Source organism: Vibrio sp. 1288, assembly GCF_033344475.1.
Window position 1 is genome coordinate 1 of record NZ_JAWPOX010000449.1, and the last position, 738, is coordinate 738.

General features: G+C 49.2%; 2 pseudogenes. Both read left to right on the plus strand.

Annotated elements, in window-relative coordinates:
* Window positions 1-459 (plus strand): annotated as a pseudogene (locus R8O11_RS27310) (ornithine decarboxylase); the annotation flags it as partial.
* A 61-nt stretch (window positions 460-520) separates the two neighbouring features.
* A pseudogene (gene potE / locus R8O11_RS27315) lies at window positions 521-738 on the plus strand (putrescine-ornithine antiporter); the annotation flags it as partial.

The window sequence follows — 738 nt, forward strand, 5'->3', positions numbered from 1 at the left end:
GATGATGCGCCTCTAAGTATCGTACTTCCAAGCGTCTACGAAGCGAATAAAGAACGCTACCGTGGCTACACCATCCGTCAGCTATGTCAGGAAATGCATGACATGTACAAAGAGCTGAACGTGAAACAGCTACAAAAAGCGATGTTCCGCAGCGAGTACTTCCCACAAATGGTTCACAAACCAGACGTGGCAACACGCAAATACTTCCGTGGTGAATGCGATTACCTACCACTTAAAGAGGCCGTTGGTCGCGTAGCCGCTGAGGGTGCACTTCCTTACCCTCCAGGCATCATCTGTGTGATCACTGGTGAAATCTGGACCCCACACGTGGTGGATTACTTCCTATCTCTAGAAGAAGGTATTAACCGCTTCCCAGGCTTCGCGCCAGAAATTCAAGGTGTGTACCTTGAAGATGTTAACGGTCGCACTACCGCACATTGTTATGTCCTAAAAGATTAATCTACCCGTTCGCACCACGCTCCGGCGTCGGTGCGAACCGCTTATTCGTGGAGAATAATTTATGAGTACTGAAACTAAAAAAATGTCGGTGGTGCAGTTAACCATTCTGACATTCATCAACATGGCCGGTTCCGGCATCATCATGCTGCCAAGTAAACTGGCGCAAGTGGGCACCATTTCTGTGTTGTCTTGGCTGATCACGGCGGCGGGCTCTTTGGCGTTGGCCTATGTGTTTGCAAAATGTGGTCGCTTTAGTAAACGTGACGGTGGTATGAACGG